Annotated in this window: 14 protein-coding genes and 1 pseudogene; 12 read left to right on the top strand and 3 right to left on the bottom strand. The window is 70.8% G+C overall.

The annotated features are described in order from the left end of the window. Positions 1–3: 3 nt before the first annotated feature. Together L3X23_RS18370 and L3X23_RS18365 are read right to left on the bottom strand one after the other, a co-directional pair. Complete coding sequence (locus tag L3X23_RS18370) at positions 4–996, bottom strand: IS481 family transposase (RefSeq protein ID WP_237193353.1); 993 nt, start codon at positions 994–996, stop codon at positions 4–6. Between the two features lie 62 nt (positions 997–1,058). Then, positions 1,059–1,846 (bottom strand): annotated as a pseudogene (locus L3X23_RS18365) (IS5 family transposase). Positions 1,847–2,101: 255 nt separating this feature from the next. On the opposite strand from L3X23_RS18365, the gene L3X23_RS18360 reads away from it, so the two are divergent. From L3X23_RS18360 to L3X23_RS18350, 3 genes are read left to right on the top strand one after another with little or no spacing between them, the layout of a single operon-like run. Beyond that, on the top strand, positions 2,102–3,601 hold the full coding sequence (locus L3X23_RS18360) for an aldehyde dehydrogenase (protein ID WP_237193352.1): 1,500 nt from the start codon (positions 2,102–2,104) through the stop codon (positions 3,599–3,601). Between the two features lie 45 nt (positions 3,602–3,646). Continuing rightward, entirely contained in the window at positions 3,647–4,057 is a 411-nt protein-coding gene (locus L3X23_RS18355; protein ID WP_237193351.1) for an SCP2 sterol-binding domain-containing protein, read from the top strand. Positions 4,058–4,084: 27 nt separating this feature from the next. Next, positions 4,085–5,716: a long-chain fatty acid--CoA ligase gene (locus L3X23_RS18350; RefSeq protein WP_237193350.1), complete on the top strand. Its 1,632-nt coding sequence runs from the start codon at positions 4,085–4,087 to the stop codon at positions 5,714–5,716. 100 nt (positions 5,717–5,816) lie between these two features. Here L3X23_RS18350 and L3X23_RS18345 read toward each other — a convergent pair whose 3' ends face one another. Further along, positions 5,817–6,221: a hypothetical protein gene (locus L3X23_RS18345; RefSeq protein WP_237193349.1), complete on the bottom strand. Its 405-nt coding sequence runs from the start codon at positions 6,219–6,221 to the stop codon at positions 5,817–5,819. A 74-nt stretch (positions 6,222–6,295) separates the two neighbouring features. Between L3X23_RS18345 and L3X23_RS18340 the strand changes: the two genes are divergently transcribed. From L3X23_RS18340 to L3X23_RS18300, 9 genes are all read left to right on the top strand, one after another. Then, positions 6,296–7,534 carry an ATP-binding protein gene (locus L3X23_RS18340; RefSeq protein ID WP_237193348.1) on the top strand — a complete coding sequence of 413 codons (1,239 nt, stop codon included), beginning with the start codon at positions 6,296–6,298 and terminating at the stop codon, positions 7,532–7,534. 165 nt (positions 7,535–7,699) lie between these two features. Then, entirely contained in the window at positions 7,700–8,557 is an 858-nt protein-coding gene (locus tag L3X23_RS18335; protein WP_237193347.1) for an ABC transporter permease, read from the top strand. Positions 8,558–8,654: 97 nt separating this feature from the next. Beyond that, entirely contained in the window at positions 8,655–9,425 is a 771-nt protein-coding gene (locus L3X23_RS18330; RefSeq protein WP_374204995.1) for an ABC transporter permease, read from the top strand. A 41-nt stretch (positions 9,426–9,466) separates the two neighbouring features. Continuing rightward, positions 9,467–10,297 carry an ABC transporter ATP-binding protein gene (locus tag L3X23_RS18325; protein ID WP_237193345.1) on the top strand — a complete coding sequence of 277 codons (831 nt, stop codon included), beginning with the start codon at positions 9,467–9,469 and terminating at the stop codon, positions 10,295–10,297. Between the two features lie 2 nt (positions 10,298–10,299). Beyond that, a complete protein-coding gene (locus L3X23_RS18320) occupies positions 10,300–11,532 on the top strand; it encodes an MlaD family protein (RefSeq protein ID WP_237193344.1) in 1,233 nt (410 codons plus the stop codon). After that, positions 11,529–12,908, top strand: coding sequence for an MlaD family protein (locus L3X23_RS18315; protein ID WP_237193343.1), 1,380 nt, complete (start codon positions 11,529–11,531; stop codon positions 12,906–12,908). The genes L3X23_RS18320 and L3X23_RS18315 overlap by 4 nt, the downstream gene beginning before the upstream one ends. Beyond that, positions 12,905–14,200, top strand: a complete 1,296-nt coding sequence (locus L3X23_RS18310; RefSeq protein ID WP_237193342.1) for an MlaD family protein — start codon at positions 12,905–12,907, stop codon at positions 14,198–14,200. Before L3X23_RS18315 ends, L3X23_RS18310 begins: the two co-directional genes overlap by 4 nt. Further along, positions 14,197–15,510 carry an MlaD family protein gene (locus L3X23_RS18305; protein WP_237193341.1) on the top strand — a complete coding sequence of 438 codons (1,314 nt, stop codon included), beginning with the start codon at positions 14,197–14,199 and terminating at the stop codon, positions 15,508–15,510. The genes L3X23_RS18310 and L3X23_RS18305 overlap by 4 nt, the downstream gene beginning before the upstream one ends. After that, positions 15,507–16,769, top strand: coding sequence for an MlaD family protein (locus tag L3X23_RS18300; RefSeq protein ID WP_237193340.1), 1,263 nt, complete (start codon positions 15,507–15,509; stop codon positions 16,767–16,769). Before L3X23_RS18305 ends, L3X23_RS18300 begins: the two co-directional genes overlap by 4 nt. Positions 16,770–16,773 lie beyond the last annotated feature (4 nt).

Here is a 16,773-nt window from a genome sequence, read left to right as displayed (position 1 = left end):
CTGCTAGCTGTGCTGCCCGGACAGGTTGGTCAACCGGGTGATGGGTGGCTGACCTCGCAGGGCGGTGTGGGGCCTGTGATGGTTGTACTCGTGCAGGAACGCTGGGAGGGCCTTCCGGCGTTGCGACTCGCTGGAGTAGAGGCGTCGGAATGCCCAGCGGTCGGCCAGGGTGCGGTGGAAGCGTTCGATTTTCCCGTTGGTCTGGGGCCGGTAGGGCCGGGTCCGGCGGGGTGAGATGCCGAGCTCGGTGCAGGTGTCGCGCCACAGGTGTGAGCGGTAGGCCGGGCCGTTGTCCGACAGGACTCGCACGGTGGTGACGCCGCGTTCGGCGTACCAGGCCACGGCTCGACGGAGCACGGCCGATGCGGTGGTGGCGGTCTCGTCGTCGTGGATCTCGGCGTAGGCGACCCGGGAGTGGTCGTCGATCACGGTGTGGACGAACGCGGTGCCCATTTTCACGTTGTAGTGGCGGTTGCGGGTCTTGCCTGGGGTGGCGGCGCGGTGGCGATCGCCCTGGGCTCGGCCGACGAAGCGGTGGCCGCCGCCGTCGGGGATGTTGCCCAGTTTCTTCACATCGACGTGGAGCATGTCTCCGGGGGCGGGGTGTTCGTAGCGGCGCACCGGCTCTCCGGATGCTCGGTCCAGCCCGGAGAGCCGGTTGATCCCGCAGCGGCGCAGCACCTGATAGGCGGTGGAGGGTGCGATGCCGACGCGGGCGGCGATCTCGACCGGGCCCAGGCGCTGCTTGAGCCGCAGGTGCACGACCTTGCGCTTGATCGGCTCCGGGGTCTTGTTCGGGCTGTGGTGCGGACGCGACGAGCGATCCAGCATCCCGGCCGGGCCTTCGGCGCGGTAGCGGTCGGCCCAGCGTTTCGCGGTCTTCCAGGACACCTGGAACCGGGCCGCGGCCAGCGAGACCGGCCAGTGGTCCTCGACGATCAGACGCGCCAGCCGTAATCGGGCACGCGGGGTCAGAGCAGCGTTAGCGTGGAGCACGAGGGCCTCCCGGAGTCGGGCGTGGATGCCGTCAGACAGCTCCACACCACTCCGGGAGGTCCTCACCCATCAAGATCATTAGACCGTGTCGTCACACGACCCCCAGTTCGACCAACGTCCCCGGGCAGCACAGCTAGCCGGCGTGCGGCCTCGATCTCGACCGGGCTGGTCGGTGCGGGTAGCTCGTCACCGGCCAGCCGGGCGGCCATCAGCCGGATCATCGCGAACTTGACCGTCGCCTCGGAGTGCGCGGTCTTGCGTTCGTAGTCCCGTGCCAAGCATCTGCACCTCGTCAACCAGCCGAAGGTCCGAGCTGCGGGAATCGACGCCGGACACCGCCCAGGACCAGCTTCGCTCCGTCCCGGTGCTGCACCGACGCCGAGTGAACCACCACCACCACCGCCGACGCCAGCCCGATCGTGCCGACGAGCAGATGCGGTTTGCGGCCACGCACGCGTTTCCCGGCGTCGTAGCCGATCGCATCACCACCTTCGCTCGTCTTGATCGACTGCGAGTCGAGCACGGCGGCAGAGGGCTGCGGGTCCCGGCCGTCCTGCTCACGGACCCGATCGCGCAACGTGTCGTGCACCCGGTCCCAGGTTCCGTCCGCGGTCCAGGCACGACACCACTGGTAGGCGATCGACCACGGGGCCAGGTCATGCGGCACCATCCGCCACGCGCACCCGCTGACCAGCACATAGCTGATCGTGTCCACGATCAAGCGGCGCGAGTACACGTGCGGACGCCCGCCCAGACTCGGCGCTGTCCGCGGCAGCAGCGGCTCGATCACCGCCCACTGCCGGTCACTCAGCGACGAGTCATAAGCCCTGCGACACGAGCACACGCACACCCGCTCGGATGATCAACCACCGAGATCGACTACCCGACACGCCGCGCCGGACCGCATCCGGGTTTCACAACACGCTCTGAGGCGCGGGTCGCGCGTCAGTCGGCCGCGGCCGGTCGGGCCGGCCGTCCGATGGTCGCGGTCAGCGTGCCGACGGCCCCCCCGGGCCAAACCTGGCCCGTGCCGTCGGTCACGTGGAGCAGCCGGGGTCGGACATTCTATATCCTCACTTCCGGTCACAGCGTAGTGAGGAGCGGGATGACATCCGCAGTGTCCGAGGCCATCGACGGAGTCCGCGATGTGCTCTCGCGTGCAGGGGACAGCGTGGTCGTGGGCGGCAAGCCCGGTCCGTCGGCGACCGGCGAGGTCATCGACACGCTCGACCCGGCGACGGGTGAGGTGGTCGCGTCCATCGCCGCGGGGACGGCGGCCGACGTCGACCGGGCCGTGGCCGCGGCCACCAGGGGGCTCCGGTCGTGGCAGGAGCTCAGTGCCGCCGCGCGAGCGCGGGTGCTGTACGACATCGCCGCCCTGATCGAGGAGCACGCCGAGCAGCTGGCGACCCTGGAGACCCTCGACAACGGCAAGCCGCTCACCGAGTCGATCTTCCTCGACGTCGGGATCGCGGCCGAGGTCTGGCGGTACTACGCGGGGTGGTGCACCAAGATCTCCGGGCAGACGCTCCCGGTGTCGCCACCCGTGGGCAGCAGCTTCACCTACACGCGGCGCGAGGCGCTCGGCGTGGTCGGGCTCATCGTTCCGTGGAACTTCCCGCTGCTGATCACCTCGTGGAAGCTCGCGCCGGCCCTGGCGGCCGGCAACAGCGTGGTGCTCAAGCCATCGGAGATGACCTCGCTGTCCGCCCTGCGCCTGATGGAGCTGATCGACGAGGCGGGCATGCCGCCCGGCGTCGTGAACATGGTGACCGGCTACGGCCCCGACGCGGGCCAGGCCCTCATCGAGCACCCCGACGTCGCCAAGATCTCGTTCACCGGCTCGACCGCGACGGGACAACGCATCGTCGCGGCGAGCGCGGCGAGCCTGAAGAAGCTCACGCTCGAGCTCGGGGGCAAGTCGGCGAACATCGTCTTCCCGGACGCCGACCTGGAGAACGCGGCGCAGGGGGCCCTGACGGGCATCTTCCTGAACCAGGGCCAGGTCTGCTGCGCGGGCTCCCGCCTCTACGTCCACCGCAGCGTGCACGACGACATGCTCGCGGCCCTCGAGTCGGCGGCTCGCGGTATCGAGCTCGGTCACGGACTCGCCGACGGCACCGAGATGGGGCCGCTGATCTCCGCCGCGCAGCGCGACCGCGTGGAGGGCTATCTGCAGGCCGGGACCGAGCAGGGGGCGACGCTCGTCTGCGGCGGCGAGCGGCCGGGCGGCGAGCTCGCCGCGGGGAGCTTCCTGACCCCCGCGGTGTTCTCCGGCGTTCGCGACGACATGCGGATCGCCCGCGAGGAGATCTTCGGGCCGGTCCTGTCGGTGTTCGCCTTCGACGACGAGTCCGAGGTCGTCGGCCGGGCCAACGGCAGTGACTTCGGGCTCGCCGCCGGGGTGTGGACCTCCGACATCAAGCGAGCCCACCGGGTCGCCCACCAGCTGCAGGCCGGCACCGTGTGGATCAATCAGTACAACATGCTCGATCCCGCGGCCCCGTTCGGCGGGTACAAGGCCTCCGGTTACGGCCGGGACCTGGGCGAGGAGTCACTGCTCGGATTCACCCAGACCAAGTCGGTGTGGGTCAGCCTCGACTGACCCGCGCACCGACTGGACCAGTTCGACATCCCAAGGAGAAGACACATGGGCGTGTTCAATGACGAGGCCGAGGTCTACACCTACCTCGGCGGCATCTTCGAGATCGCGACGAAGCAGGAGGGCCTGTCGGACAAGCTCGCCGACTCCGGCGTCGTCCTCCGGATCCACTACACGGACCCGGACGCCACGATCACCGTCGACATGCCCGCCAAGACGGTCGTGACGGGGCCGGGCAGCGACGCCGAGCCGAACGTCGAGCTGTTCATGACCGCCGACACCGGCAACAAGTTCTGGCTGGGCAAGGTCAACCTGTCGGTCGCCATGGCGCGCGGGACCGTCCGGGCCAAGGGCCCGGTGCCCAAGCTGCTGAAGCTGATCCCCACCGCCAAGGAGCTCTTCCCGGAGTACGAGAAGATGCTGAAGGAGGCCGGGCGGGACGACCTCGTCGCCGTCTGACCCCCGAACCGACGAGAGGATCGCACCGTGCACAGCACGATGCAGGACTTCCCACTGACGGTGGGCTCGGTGCTTCGGCACGCGGTCGCCGTCTACGAGGAGCGAGAGACGATCACGGCGGTCGCTCCCGGGCAGGTCCGCAGGACGACCTACGCGGACCTCGGCGTCCGCTCCGCACAGCTCGCGAACGGGCTGCGTGAGCTCGGGGTGACCGGTGACCAGCGGGTCGCCACCTTCCAGTGGAGCAACCAGGAGCACCTGGACGCGTACGCGGCGGTGCCCTCGATGGGCGCCGTGCTGCACACGCTGAACCTGCGGCTCACCCCGCAGCAGCTGGCGTACGTGGCGAAGCACGCCGAGGACCAGGTCGTGATCGTCGACGACTCGGTCGCTCCGCTGCTCGCGCGTGCCCTGCCCGAGATGGACACCGTGCACACGGTCCTCGTGACCGGCTCGGGAGACGTCTCGGCGCTCGAGGGGCACGGCAAGCAGGTCCTCCGCTACGACGACGTCCTGGCGGGCCAGCCGGGCACGTTCGACTGGCCGGAGGTGGAGGAGACCGCGGCGGCCGCCATGTGCTACACGAGCGGCACGACGGGCAATCCCAAGGGGGTCGTCTACAGCCACCGGTCGATGTGGCTGCACTCGCAGGCCGCCTGCACGAGCAACGCGCTGAGCGTCGGCTACGACGACACGATCCTCGCGATCGTGCCGATGTTCCACGCGAACGCGTGGGGCCTGCCGTACGCCGCCATGATGGCCGGTGCACAGCTGCTGCTGCCGGGCCCGTTCCTCCAGGCGGCGCCGCTCGTGGCCCTCATCGAGGCGGAGCGGCCGACCATGTCGGGTGCCGTGCCGACGATCTGGAACGACATCCTGAACTACGTCCGGGACAACCCCGGCCACGACCTGAGCTCGCTCAAGTTCGTGGCCTGTGGTGGCTCGGCGGTGCCTCGGTCGCTGATGACGGCGTTCGACGAGCTGGGTGTCCGGATCGTCCAGGCGTGGGGGATGACCGAGACCTCCCCGCTGGCCGCGGTCGCGCTGCCGCCCGCGGGCTCCTCGCCGGAGGAGGCGCTGCACCTGCGGGGCACGCAGGGACGCGTGGTCGCCGGTGTCGAGGCCCGGATCGTCGACGACGAGGGCGCGGTCCTGCCCACCGACGGGAAGTCCGTCGGTGAGCTGGAGGTGCGTGGTCCGTGGGTCACGGCCGGCTACCACGGTGGCGAGGACCCCGAGAAGTTCCACGACGGGTGGCTGCGGACCGGCGACGTCGGGACCATCGACCCGCGTCAGTTCATCACCCTGACCGACCGCGCCAAGGACGTCATCAAGTCCGGCGGTGAGTGGATCTCCTCCGTCGAGCTCGAGAACGAGCTCATCGGCCACCCCGAGGTGCTGCAGGCCGTGGTCATCGGCGTGCCGGACGAGAAGTGGCAGGAGCGCCCACTGGCGGCGATCGTCGTCAAGCCCGGGTCGACCGTCACCCCCGACCAGCTCCGGGAGTACCTCTCGGACAAGGTCGCCAAGTGGTGGCTGCCCGAGCGGTGGGCGTTCGTCTCGGAGGTGCCGATGACCGGCACCGGCAAGTACGACAAGAAGGTTCTCCGCCGTTCGCACGCCGACGGCCAGCTCGAAGTCGAGGTGGCCGGGAGCTGACCCGCCGAGGCGGATGAGCCGACCACGCAGAGCGCCCGGCCGGGGATCCTCGGCCGGGCGCTCTCGCGTCCGGGTGCCCTCGGGTCAGGTCCGGGCGGTCTCAGCCGCCGGAGTCCCGCCGCCTGCCGACCACGAAGCCGGTGAGTCCGCCGACCACCACGGCCACGGCCGCGGTGCCGACGATCTGCCCCCACCCCACGGCGGCGAGGCCTGCCGTCCACAGCACGAGGGGGAGCACCAGGACGTACGAGCCCAGCGCGGCGCACGCCCCGTGCAGCGCGGCGTTGCGGGCGTCGCCGATCCGCCATCCCGCCACGACGAACGCCGCGACGGCCACGATGCTCAGCCAGAACTGTCCGACCACGGGCAGGAACTGGGCGGCGATCGGGGCGGCCAGGCCTCCGAGTAGGAGGACGGTGAACCCGGCAGAGGCCGCGCGGACCGCCGCGGGCCCGTCGATCGGACCGGTGGCGTGTGGGGCATTGCGGGCGTCGCTGCTCGTCACAGCCACCCACGCTACCGTGGTCCTCCGGCTGTCCCGGTCCGGGGCCGGGACGGCGATGCGGAGGAGGCAGGGCCATGTCCGGTCGCGAGGGCGCGACGATCCCCGCGATCGACCTCACCAAGACCCTGCTGTCCTACGCCGACGTCGACGGGCTGCTCGACACGGTGGCCCGGACGGTGTGCGAGTCGACCGGGTTCGAGCGCTCGTTGATCCTCGACGTGGACAACACGACCGGTCGGGTGCGCGGCCGGGCCGGCTTCGGCATCCCCGCAGACACAGTCTCCGCGGTCCACGGCCCCGGCTCCGAGTTCCCGATCCTGGCGGTGCTGGGCGGGCGTGAGGACGCCCTGGTCGCCAGGCCGAACGAGCTGCGCCGGCTGGTCCCCGCCGAGTACCTGAAGCTGTTCGACGTCCGCGGCGCGGTCGTCGCCCAGCCCATGCGCAGTGACCGTCTCGGCCTGCTCGGGGTCGTCTTCTGCGACTCGGGCACCGCCAGGGCCGCCGTCGACCGCCGCGACATCCAGACGGTGGGTGAGCTGTCGTCGATCGCGGCGGTGGCGTTCCAGCACGTGCTGCTGGTCAGGCGGTCGGTGGCGCTGCAGAGCCTGCGCGAGCGCGCGCGGATCGCGGCGGAGCTCCACGACGGTGTGACACAACAGCTCTACGCGGCCAACCTCGACGTCGACGAGCTCCGGTCGAACCTCACCGGTCCCGCCGCCGAGGACCCGGCGCTCGGCAGGCTCGCCGAGCGCCTGGAGACGGCGCTGGAACAGCTGCGCGCCGCGCTGGTGGAGATCGCGCGGGGCGAGGTGCCGACCAGTGGCTCGCCCCGGCGGCGCGCGGGCGAGGGCGGCGACGTGGTCGGCCGGATGCGCGGCCTGCTCGACGAGCTGGGGGAGATCGACGGCCCGACCGGGGACTTCGACGTCTCCGGGTCCGGGACGGAACCCGTCGGACCGTGCGCTGACCTGCTGGTGAGGGTGGTCCGCGAGGGACTGGCCAACGTCACCAAGCACGCGTCGGCGACGCAGGTCGAGGTGTCCGTGCGCCGAGGTGCGCAGTGGTGGACCGTGGAGCTCGACGACGACGGGGGCGGCCGGGCGGAGGAGATCCAGCCGGTGCTCACCAAGGGCAGCGGGCCGTCCTTCGGTCTGCGGAGCCTGTCGGAGGAGGCGGCGAGGCTCGGCGGTCGGCTCTGGGTCGAGCGGGCCCCGCGGCTCCTCGGGCTCCGTCTGGGCGTCGAGGTGCCCGTCGACGCCGGACGCAAGCAACAACCACCCCCCAGGTGGGGGGAACCGCAAACCCCTCAGTAGGCCCCGTATCCCGCCCGAGCGTTAGGCCGTTAGGGGGTCAAGCGGTTCGGAACTCCCGCGTCGTGAGGCGTGTGCTCCACAGGGCCGCCCTCCACGACGTCGACCGCGTGTCGCACGGCCCCTGCCGTCGGCATCGACGTCCCGACCTCGATGAGGAGGCGAAGCGTGAGCAATCCGTCGGCCACTGTTGTTCCGGCGCCCGAACGGAAGACGCGCAGCCTGCCGAGCCCCGGCAGGGCCTGGGGTGCGATCCAGAGCCCGCTCGCCCAGACGGGCGAGATGGTCCAGCTCATGGGCCAGGTCCTCTGGATGGCCATCCGCCGGCCCTGGGGCTACTGGGGCGAGGTCCGCGACCAGATGTTCGACATCCTGAAGCTGTGCTGGCTGCCCATGGCGGTGTCGTGCACGGCTTTCGGGCTGGGTGCCCCCGGGCTCCAGGGTGGAAACATCTTCAACCTCTTCGGCATCCCGGAGCGACTGGGTTCGTTCTTCGTCATGGCGAGCATCCGGGAGTTCGCCCCCTGGGTGAACGCCATGGTCGTCGCGGGAGTGGTCGGCACGGCGATCACCGCCGACCTCGGGGCGCGCCGGATCCGCGAGGAGATCGACGCCATGGAGGTCCTCGGCGTCGACCCGATCCGGACCCTCGTCCTCCCGCGTGTCGTCGCGCTGTTCATCATGACCGGCCTGCTCGACCTCGTCGCGGTGATCTTCGGGATCCTGGGCGGCTACATCGCCGCCGTCCCGATCCTCGGCGCGAACCCGGCGACCTTCACCGACAGCCTGTTCAACAACCTCTCCACCACCGACGTCTGGGGCAGCGTCCTCAAGACGGCGCTGTTCGGCCTGATCATCGGCGTGGTCTGCTGCTACAAGGGAATGCGGGCCTCGGGTGGCCCGATCGGTGTGGGGCGAGCGGTCAACCAGGCCGTCGTGATCGCCTTCGCGGCGATCTGGATCTTCAACATGGTGTTCACCACCATCCTGCTCGGGCTCAACCCCGACATCCAGGTCTACCGGTAAGGAGCCCGAGGTGACCAGCACGCTCGACCGTCCCGGGCCGGAACAGCCCCCGGAGACCACGCCCTCCCACGTCGAGGTCGGCTTCGGCGCGGACAAGGTGAAGGAGTCCTTCACCACCGGCGGCCAGATCGCCAAGTTCTCGGCCAGCATCGTCCGCAACCTCGGTGACGTCCGGCACTACGCCACCGAGGTCTTCCACCAGAGCGGGATCCTGATCCTCTCCAGCGGGCTGATCATCTGGGTCATGCAGTTCGTGATCGGCTACCAGTGCGGCCTCGAGGCGAACTACACCCTCAAGCAGATCGGTGCCCCGCTCTACTCGGGCATCTTCACCGCCTGGTGCGCGATCCGCGAGATGGGCCCGTACATGTGGGGCTACATCTTCGCGGCGAAGGTGGGCTGCGGACTCGTCGCCGAGCTCGGCTCGATGCGGATCTCCGACGAGATCGACGCCATGGAGGTCATGGGCGTCCGCTCGCGCAGCTACCTGGTCGGCACGCGGATCATCGCGGCCTGGGTCGCCATGCCGTTCCTCTACACGGTCGGGCTCGGCATCATGTACGTCGCCGAGTACCTCACCGTCGTGGTCCAGCTCGGCGGTGTGTCGCCGGGTGGCTACTCGTTCGTCTTCTGGCTCTACCAGAACCCGCTGGACTTCCTGTACTCGTTGATCAAGGTCATGAGCATGGGAACAGTCATCATCTTCGTCGGCTGCTACTACGGCTACAACGCGAGCGGCGGCCCCGTCGGGGTCGGTCGGAACACCGCGAAGTCGATGATGCTCAACATGGTGCTGATCCACGTCGTGGGCGTCCTCGGGACCCAGCTGTTCTGGGGTCTCGCGCCCAACGCACCCATCGCCAACTGACCGACCTTCGAGCGCTCAGCTCCCCCACCGGAGGTACCACGATGTTCGCGCAGTCCCGCCCGGACGCGGACGGCAGGCATACCCTGCACGACGACCCACCCACCGAGGTCATCCCGACCGCGCACTCGATGGTCGTCAAGAACGTCCACAAGCGATTCGGGTCCTTCCGCGTCCTGCAGGGGCTCAACCTGCAGTTCAAGCCCGACTCGATCACGACGATCCTGGGGCCCTCCGGTACCGGCAAGAGCGTGCTCATCAAGCATCTCGTCGGGCTGCTGGAGCCCGACCAGGGCGAGGTCCTGATCTTCGGGCAGGACATCTGGCGGATCTCCGAGCGCCAGCGCTACGAGATCCGCAAGCGGTTCGGGGTCCTGTTCCAGGACGGTGCCCTGTTCGGCTCCATGAACATCTTCGACAACACGGCCTTCCCGCTGCGCAAGCACACCGAGAAGGGCGAGGACGAGATCCGTGAGATCGTCATGGCGCGTCTGCAGGAGGTCGGTCTCGAGCGAGCCGTCGGCAAGTACCCGAGCGAGGTGTCCGGCGGGATGCGCAAGCGCGCCGGCTTCGCCAGGGCGCTGGTGCTGAACCCCGACATCGTCCTGTTCGACGAGCCCGACTCCGGCCTGGACCCCGTCCGGACCAGCCTGCTCAACGACCTGATCCTCAAGGTCCACGCCGAGCACGGCGGCACCTACATGCTGGTGACCCACGACATCCGGACGGCCCGCAAGGTCAGCGACTACGTCGGCCTGATCTGGAAGGGGCAGGTCGTCCACTTCGGTGAGTGCGAGGAGGCCTTCGCCTCGCAGGACCCGTTCGTGCGGCAGTTCCTCGCGGGCGAGTCGGCCGGCCCGCTGGGGATGGACTGACCATGCGCAGAGTCCTGCTCGCCCTGACGGCGGCGGTCGTGGTGCTCAGCACCTCGGCGGCCGGCTTCATGGCCGTCAACGGGCCCTACCGGGTCAGCGTCGTGCTCGACAACGCGACCAACATCATCGTCGGCAGCCTCGTGAAGGTCAACGGCTTCGACGCCGGCACCGTCGATGCCATCGAGGTCGTCGGCGGCAAGGCGAAGCTCGTCCTCGACCTCGACGGCGACCACGCGCCGCTCCACGACGGCGCCCAGGTGAGCGTCACCTGGAAGGCGCTGCTGGGTGAGCGGCTCGTCAACATCACCGACGGTCCCGACGGCAACGCCGAGATCCCCTCCGGCGGCATGATCACCGGGACCCAGCAGTCCCCGGTCGAGCTCGACACCGTGCTCGCGGCCCTCGACGCGCCGACGCGGGACAAGCTCAACTCCCTGACCCGGAACCTGAACGAGACCCTCGCGGGCAGCGAGCCGGACATCAACGGCACGCTCAAGACGGCAGGCCCGGCGGTCGGCGCGCTCGGCGACGTGCTGCGCGGGATCGGGACCGACGGCGAGGCCGTGAAGCAGCTGGTCACCCAGCTGAACCGCACCATGGAGATCCTGGCCCGCCGGGACAACGACGTCGCCCGCGTGGTGGACCAGCTCGGCGGCGCGGTCGACCAGGTCGTCGCGCAGCGCCAGGCGCTCGGCGACACCCTCAAGCAGCTTCCGGGCACCCTCGACCAGGCGGTCACGACCTTGGGCAACGTGCCGGACACCGTCGACGCGGCGGTGCCGCTGCTGCAGGCGCTGGAGCCCGCCACCGAGAAGCTCCCCTCGGTCTCCGGCAACCTCCGCCCGCTCCTGGCCGACCTGCGGCCCGCGATCGGTGACCTGCGGCCCACCCTGGTCTCCGCATCGAGGCTGCTACAGGAGACCCCCGGCCTGCTCGACCTCGGCGCCACGACGGTGCCCGAGCTGAACACCACCTTCACCGGGCTGACGCCGGCGCTGGACTACCTGCGTCCGTACAGCCCCGAGCTCGCGGGCTTCCTCACCAACTGGAACTCCGCCAACGCCAACTACGACGGCAACGGCCACTACGCCCGCATCTACGTGACCGCCGGCGCCGAGAACGTCAACGTGAACCCGGGCGTACTCCCGCCGGGCACCACGAAGGACCTCGCTCCGCTGCCCGGCTCGCTCGTCGACCAGCCGTGGACCGACGCCTTCGGGGAGGGAATGCGATGAAGAGCTCAGTGCTGCGTGTCCTGGGCGTGGTCCTGGTCGCCGCGCTCGGCACGACCGGCGCGATGAGCGGCGCCGCGAGCGAGAACCCGGCGAGCCGCGGGATGACCCTGGTCGCCGAGTTCACCGACTCCGGGCCGATCCTGACCGGGAACGACGTCAAGATCGACGGCGTCGTCGTCGGCACGGTCGCGGAGACATCGGTCCGCGACGGCCGGGCCGACATCGTCCTCTCGCTCGACCCGGCCGCCCTCCCCGTCTACAGCGACGCGCGGGTCGTCATCCGGCCCGTCAGCCTCCTCGGCGAGCGGTACGTGGACCTCGAGCGCGGGACCCCGTCGGGGAACGCGCTCACCGACGGCGCGACGATCCCCACGAGCCAGACCGGGGTCAACGTCGGGCTCGACGAGATCCTCAACACCGTCGACCAGCCCACGGGCGAGTCGCTGGCCTTCCTGGTCACCACACTCGGGGACGGCCTGCGCGACAACGGAGGCGACGTCGACGCCGCCCTGAAGGAGCTCGCGCCCGCGATGCGCGACACCCAGGCGCTGACCTCGGTCCTCGCCGACCAGAACGCCCTGCTGGGCAGCCTGGTCGACAAGGTCCAACCGGTCGCCGGGGCGCTCGCCACCGACAACGGCAAGTCGCTCGACACGCTGGTCGCCTCGACCGACCGCCTGCTGGCCGCCAGCGCGGCCCAGCAACAGCAGCTCGACCAGACCCTGGGGCAGCTGCCCGGGGCGCTCGGCTCCGCGCGGTCGGCGCTCGGCGAGCTCGCCGGCACCGCCCAGGAGACCACGCCGACGCTGCGCTCGATCCGCCCGGTCACCGAGAACCTGTCGGCGATCTCCGACGAGCTGAACACCTTCGCCGACTCGCTCGACCCCGCCCTGGCGAACGCGCAGCCGGTCCTGGAGAAGGCGCAGGCGCTGCTCGACCAGGCCCAGCCCGTGGCCGCCGACCTGCGGACCGGGTCTCCGGACCTGCGAGCCGCATCGGCGTCCGCCCGCCCGGTCGTCGACGACCTGAACGGGAACCTCGACAACGTCCTGAACTTCATCCGGTACTGGGCGATGACGACCAACGGCCACGACGGCATCTCCCACTACTTCCGGGCGCACATCATCGTGAACCCGGACATCGCGGGCGGGTTGCTGCCGCAGGGAGCACTGCCCCAGATCCTGCCCACGCCGCCCGCCGTCGGGGGGCAGCAGCCCGGCAGCGACGTCCCCGGCACGGCCGCGGCACCTCCGGTCGCGGGTGGCCTGCTGCAGGCCCCCGCCCCGCAGGACTCCGGGGCCGGACCCGACGCGACGGGACTGTCGCCTGAACAGGAGCAGGGCATGGTCGGCTACCTTCTCGGAGGGAATCGATGAGCGCGATGCGCAAGGCGCTGGGCTCGCGAGGGCTCTCGGCCCTCATCGGCCTGATCGTGCTGGTGCTGTTCGTGGTGTCGGTACTGTTCGCGTTCCGCGCGCAGTACGGGCTCCCCGGCGCGCCGACGACGATGGTCAAGGCGGCGTTCGGCGAGGTGGGGTCGCTGCGTGTCGGTGACGACGTGCGGGTGGCGAGCTCGCGAGTCGGCTCCGTGGACTCCGTCGACTACGTGGACGGCCGGGCCGTCGTCAGCCTCAAGCTCGACGGCGAACGACCGATCTACAAGGACTCCAGCGCCTCGACCGCGTCCGTGGGCGCGCGCTCGGCGCTCGGCCAGAAGTTCGTCGACCTGGACCCGGGCACCGCCTCGGCGGGCGCACTCGACGCGGGCGGCGTGATCCCCGAGCGGGTCAACCGCGGCGCCCAGGAGGTGAGCGACCTCTTCAACGTGTTCGACGAGTCGACCCGCACCGCGCTGGGCTCGACGCTGCGCGAGACCGGCGGCGGCCTGGCCGGTCACTCGCAGGACCTCAACGACGCGCTCAACGCCGCACCGACCATGCTGCCGGACCTCGGCGCGGTGTCGACCGCGCTGACCACGGACGGTGGGCGCGACCTGACCGCGCTGCTCCGGTCGGCGGACGCCCTCGCCGGGCGCTTCGAAGGTCGCCAGGAGGAGATCGCGACACTCATGACGAACCTCAGCTCGACCCTCGACGGCGTGGCCGTGGACGGGGCGAAGCCCTTCGACGAGACCTTGCAGAAGGCCCCGGACACCCTGCGCGAGGCGCAGACGGCGCTCGACGACCTGACCCCGGTGCTGGCCGACACCCGCTCCGCGGTCACGGTGGTCCGCCCCGGCGCCGAGGCGCTGGGCCAGGCCACTCCCGACGTGCGCGGCGTCCTCCGCGAGGCCGTGACCCCGCTCGACAAGGTCCCGGGCGTGGCCGACCAGGCCGAGCCCGCGGTCGAGGAGCTCACCGGCCTGATGACCGACGCGAGGCCGCTCACCCCGCGGCTCGTCCAGACCCTGCGGGACGCGGCCCCGATGCTCGCCGACGTGGCGCCGTTCTCGCCGGAGATCTCCCACTTCTTCACCAACGCCACCAGCGCGCTGGGCGACGGTGACGCGGCGGGCCACTGGCTGCGCTTCTTCCCGATCGTCGCTCCCGAGACCGTCAGCGGCATCCTGCCGGTGCCGGACCCGACCGTGGCCCGCAACGGCGACCCCGCCCCGGGGGAGCTCGAGCAGGACCGCAAGCCGCTGCCCATCATCGGAGGCAGGCGATGAGCACGACGACAGGACGCTCGCGTCCGGTGTTCACCCCGATCCGCATCGGGATCCTGGTCACCCTGATCGGCCTGGTGTTCGGCGCGGCGCTGTTCGGCAAGGACCGGATCATCACCACGCTCACCCCGGGCGAGACGGTCACGGCGAACTTCCCGCAGCAGTACGGCCTGCAGAACTACACGACGCGCGTCAAGGTCGCCGGGGTCCCGGTGGGCAAGGTGGTCGACGTCGAGCAGCAGGACGACGGCACCGCCCTCGTCACGATGAAGGTGGACCACGGCACGACCGACCGCGTCGGCACGACCCCGTCGGCCGAGATCCGGCCGACGACCCTGCTGGGCGGCGGCTACTACCTGGAGATCGTGCCGGGCGGCCCGCCCGGCACCTGGGAGGGCGAGATCCCGCTCGACCGCACCGCGGTGCCGGTGGAGCTGGACAAGGTCGCCGCGGCCCTGCAGCCCGACGCTCTGCGCGGGCTCCAGAACAGCACGGGCAACCTCGACCAGACCCTCGCCGAGGGCGGCGGCGACGCGCTCAAGGAACTGACCGCGACCGCGCCCGCGACCCTCGGTCCGGCAGGCGGTGTGCTCGAGTCCGTCCGAGGCACGCGGCCGGAGGTCGACCTGACCGAACTGGTGCGTGGCCTGGAGTCCACCTCGCAGGCGCTCGCGGAGCACGACGGCGAGCTCGACTCGGTCGTGTCCGGCCTCGACACCCTCTCCGCCACGCTGGACCGGCGCGGGGGTGACATCTCGACAGCCCTCGGTGGTCTCCCGGAGACCCTGCGCCAGACCGACGCCGGGCTGAAGAGCCTCGACGGAACCCTCGGCCAGCTCCGGGAGACCGCGGGCCCGGCCCAGGCCTCGGTCGAGCAGCTGGACTCGCTGCTGGGCCGCACCGACCCGGTGCTGGCCAAGGCCCGCCCGGTGGTCAACGACCTTCGCGGCGTGCTGGTCGACGCCCGTCCGCTCGTGGACGACCTGGTGCCGGCCAGCTCGGGCCTGACCACCGTGCTGGACAACCTGCACGGCCCGGTCCTCGACCGGGTCAACGGGCCGGTGCTCGACACCGTGAACGGCCCGTTCCAGGGCACCGGACCCTACGAGGGCGGAGGCGGCGACAACCCGCTCTACCAGGAGCTCGCTCACATGGTGACCAACCTGGACAGCGCGTCGGCCCTCACCGACGAGAACGGTGCGGTGATCGGCTTCAACCCCGGCGTCAACGGCGGCACCGTCGCGGGCCTGCCCGGCGTCAGCGTCGAGCAGCTGTTCGCGAACCTCGCGAACTTCAAGGAGATCCAGCGATGAGCGGCACGTCCGCCACGAAGGGCCGCCTGGCCCGGTCGTGGGAGCGCACCCGCAGCGAGCCGGGCCTGTTCCGGAACGTCGCGATCATGGCAGTCCTGCTGCTGCTCGGCCTGACCGTCGGCGGGGTGATCCTGGCCAACCAGCGCTTCAACCCGCCGTGGGCCGACGACCAGGTCTTCTTCGCGACGTTCGAGTCGGCGCCTGCCATCAGCCCCGGCAACGGCCAGGAGGTGCGGATCGCCGGCATCACGGTCGGCGACATCCGCGGCGCGTCCGTCGACGAGGACGGCCACGCCCGGCTCGAGCTCGCGGTGCAGGGCGACCACCCGGTGTACGACAACGCCACGGTGGTGCTGCGGCCCAAGAGCCCGCTGAACGAGATGTACGTCGAGCTCAACCCGGGCGGTCCGCCCGGCAACCCGCTGGGGGAGGACGCCGTCCTCCCCGTCGGGAGCTCGCAGAAGCCGGTGCAGGTCGACGAGGTGCTCTCGCACCTCGACGACAACACGCGGTTCGCCCTGACCAGCCTGCTGTCGGAGTCCGACACGGCGCTGGCCAACGCCCCCCAGACCCTCCCCGAGGGGTTGACGAACACCCAGCAGGTGCTCGAGGACCTCAAGCCGGTGGTGGACCAGCTCGACACCCGCCGCGACAAGATCGCCCAGCTGGTGACCGCGCTGAGCCAGGTGTCCACCGCCGTCGGCGGGGACAACGAGCGGATCAGCAGGCTGGCCACCAACCTGCAGCAGACCCTGACCGTGCTGGACCGGCAGAACCCGGCCCTGGACTCGTCGCTGGCACAGCTGCCGGACCTCAACACCCAGCTCGACGCCGCCATGCGGGGGGTGACCGACCTCGCCGGCGAGCTCGACCCGGCCCTGGGCAACGTGCGCGCGGCCAGCGACCGGCTGCCCGCCGCGCTGTCCCGGGTCGAGGACTCGGTCGGCACGCTCGACACCACGCTCGACGTCCTCTCACCGGTGCTGGCGAAGGCCCGCCCGGTCGTCGGGGACCTGCGGCCCGCGTTGGTGGACGTCAACGGCGCACTCGGCGACCTGATCCCGATCTCCGAGCAGCTCGACCCCGTCACCTCGGCCGCGCTGCCCTACCTCACCGACCTCCAGGCCTTCGTGTACAACACGAACTCGGTCGTCAGCCTCCGGGATGCCAACCGCGGCATCCTCCGCGGGCTGCTCCAGGTCTCGCCGACCACCCTCCCGCTCCCGCTCCAGGGTCTCGCGACCCCGACCCCCCGGTAGGCGA

Origin of the sequence: Pseudonocardia sp. WMMC193 (genome assembly GCF_021728735.1) — a bacterium.
Classification (GTDB): Bacteria; Actinomycetota; Actinomycetes; order Mycobacteriales; family Pseudonocardiaceae; genus Pseudonocardia; species Pseudonocardia oroxyli.
Note: the sequence above shows the minus strand (reverse complement) of the source record. Positions and strands in the feature narration are given on the sequence as shown.